This is a genomic window from Devosia submarina (assembly GCF_003056345.1).
In the GTDB taxonomy this organism is placed as follows: Bacteria; Pseudomonadota; Alphaproteobacteria; order Rhizobiales; family Devosiaceae; genus Devosia; species Devosia submarina.
The window spans coordinates 2,501-5,651 of record NZ_PYWB01000023.1; the positions used below are offsets into that span (position 1 = coordinate 2,501).

The 3,151-nt window shown below is 52.5% G+C and carries 2 rRNA genes; both read left to right on the plus strand.

Annotated features, from left to right (window positions below):
- Positions 1-25: 25 nt before the first annotated feature.
- Positions 26-2,748: ribosomal RNA gene (locus tag DDE77_RS19160) — 23S ribosomal RNA — on the plus strand.
- Positions 2,749-2,881: 133 nt separating this feature from the next.
- Positions 2,882-2,997 (plus strand): 5S ribosomal RNA (gene rrf, locus DDE77_RS19165).
- The last annotated feature ends 154 nt before the right edge of the window (positions 2,998-3,151 follow it).

Here is a 3,151-nt window from a genome sequence, read left to right on the forward strand (position 1 = left end):
AGTTGCGGGCATTGATAATGAGAACGATCAAGCGTCTTAAGTGCATTCAGTGGATGCCTTGGCGTGCACAGGCGATGAAGGACGTAATACGCTGCGATAAGCGTCGGGGAGCTGCGAATAAGCTTTGATCCGATGATTTCCGAATGGGGAAACCCGACCATTTAGGTCACCCGCAAGGGAGCTAACCTGGGGAACTGAAACATCTAAGTACCCAGAGGAAAGGACATCAAAAGAGACTCCGTTAGTAGTGGCGAGCGAACGCGGACCAGGCCAGTGGCCTTTGAGTAAGAACAGGAACAGGATGGAAATCCTGGCCATAGTGGGTGATAGCCCCGTACTGGTAGAAAGCTCAGAGGTCCTCGAGTAAGGCGGAACACGTGAAATTCTGTCTGAACATGGGTAGACCACTATCCAAGCCTAAGTACTCGTGCACGACCGATAGCGAACAAGTACCGTGAGGGAAAGGTGAAAAGCACCCCGACGAGGGGAGTGAAATAGTTCCTGAAACTGGATGCATACAAACAGTCGGAGCCCGCAAGGGTGACGGCGTACCTCTTGTATAATGGGTCATCGACTTAGTCTAACTAGCAAGCTTAAGCCGTTAGGTGTAGGCGCAGCGAAAGCGAGTCTGAATAGGGCGTTAAGTTAGTTGGATTAGACCCGAAACCAAGTGATCTAGGTATGAGCAGGCTGAAGGTAAGGTAACACTTACTGGAGGGCCGAACCCACGTAAGTTGAAAATTACGGGGATGACTTGTTCCTAGGGGTGAAAGGCCAATCAAACTTGGAAATAGCTGGTTCTCCGCGAAAGATATTTAGGTATCGCCTCAGACGAATACCTCAGGGGGTAGAGCACTGGATGGGCTAGGGGGTCTCACCGACTTACCAAACCTAACCAAACTCCGAATACCTGAGAGTACTATCTGGGAGACAGACGGTGGGTGCTAAGGTCCATCGTCAAAAGGGAAACAGCCCTAACCTACAGCTAAGGTCCCCAAGTCATAGTTAAGTGGGAAAGCATGTGGGAATGCTTAGACAACCAGGAGGTTGGCTTAGAAGCAGCCATCCTTTAAAGATAGCGTAACAGCTCACTGGTCAAGCGTTCCTGCGGCGAAGATGTACCGGGTCTAAAACTATGCACCGAAGCTTAGGGTTTGCTCGTTTACGAGCAAGCGGTAGCGGAGCGTTCCGTAAGCCTGCGAAGCGGTACCTGTGAGGGGCCGTGGAGGTATCGGAAGTGCGAATGATGACATGAGTAGCGACAAAAAGTGTGAGAGACACTTTCGCCGAAAGTCCAAGGGTTCCTGCGCAATGCTAATCAGCGCAGGGTTAGCCGGCCCCTAAGGTGAGGCAGAAATGCGTAGCCGATGGGAACCACGTTAATATTCGTGGGCCAGGTGGTAGTGACGGATCGCGCAGGTTCGTATCCCCTTATTGGATTGGGGGTGCGATGAGCCGGTTCCTGGAAATAGCTCCACCATTATTGACCGTACCCTAAACCGACACAGGTGGACTGGTAGAGTATACCAAGGCGCTTGAGAGAACTATACTGAAGGAACTCGGCAAATTGCATGCGTAACTTCGGGATAAGCATGACCTCTATTCGGGCAACCGGGTAGGGGTGGCACAAAAGAGGGGGTGGCGACTGTTTATCAAAAACACAGGGCTCTGCGAAGTTGCAAAACGACGTATAGGGTCTGACGCCTGCCCGGTGCCGGAAGGTTAAAAGGAGGGGTTAACGCCCTGAATTGAAGCCCCGGTAAACGGCGGCCGTAACTATAACGGTCCTAAGGTAGCGAAATTCCTTGTCGGGTAAGTTCCGACCTGCACGAATGGCGTAACGACTTCCCCACTGTCTCCAGTATAGACTCAGCGAAATTGAATTCCCCGTGAAGATGCGGGGTTCCTGCGGTCAGACGGAAAGACCCCATGCACCTTTACTATAGCTTTACGCTGGCATTTGTGTCGGCATGTGCAGGATAGGTGGTAGGCTTTGAAGCCGGGACGCTAGTTCTGGTGGAGCCGCAAGATGAGATACCACCCTTATCGTCATAGATGTCTAACCGCGGCATAACAGTGTCCGGGACAGCGTATGGTGGGTAGTTTGACTGGGGCGGTCGCCTCCCAAAGAGTAACGGAGGCGCGCGATGGTAGGCTCAGAACGGTCGGAAATCGTTCCTCGAGTGCAATGGCATAAGCCTGCCTGACTGCGAGACTGACAAGTCGAGCAGAGACGAAAGTCGGTCATAGTGATCCGGTGGTCCCGCGTGGAAGGGCCATCGCTCAACGAATAAAAGGTACGCTGGGGATAACAGGCTGATAATGCCCAAGAGTCCATATCGACGGCATTGTTTGGCACCTCGATGTCGGCTCATCACATCCTGGGGCTGGAGCAGGTCCCAAGGGTATGGCTGTTCGCCATTTAAAGTGGTACGTGAGCTGGGTTCAGAACGTCGTGAGACAGTTCGGTCCCTATCTGCCGTGGGTGTAGGAATATTGAGAAGAGCTGACCCTAGTACGAGAGGACCGGGTTGGACGAACCTCTGGTGGACCTGTTGTGGCGCCAGCCGCATTGCAGGGTAGCTAAGTTCGGACGGGATAACTGCTGAAAGCATCTAAGCAGGAAGCCTCCTTCAAAACGAGTATTCCCTTGAGAGCCGTGGAAGACCACCACGTCGATAGGCCGGGTGTGGAAGCGCAGCAATGTGTGAAGCTTACCGGTACTAATAGCTCGATTGGCTTGATCGTTCTCATTAATCTATGTCCGCATAGTGTGAAATGATCGGTTCAACAAAACACCAGCCAATGGCTCCTTGCATGGGAGAGCCTTGGCAAACAGAAACCAAATCAACCAGATCTCACCGTTTATGTTTTTCGCTGACCTTGTGGTTCTTGCGAGGAGCCCAAGACCCGATCCCATCCCGAACTCGACCGTCAAATTCCTCCGCGCCAATGGTACTAAGTCTCAAGGCTTGGGAGAGTAGGTCACTGCAAGGTCTGCCAAAAACATAAACGTCTCAATACAACTTCGAAACAACAAAACCCCCAGTCAGAAATGACCGGGGGTTTTTGCGTTCTGGGGCAAAGGAAGGGCAGGGCAAGGCAAGGCCAGGGGCGGGGGCCGAGTACGCACTTCGCCTTAGATAAAGGA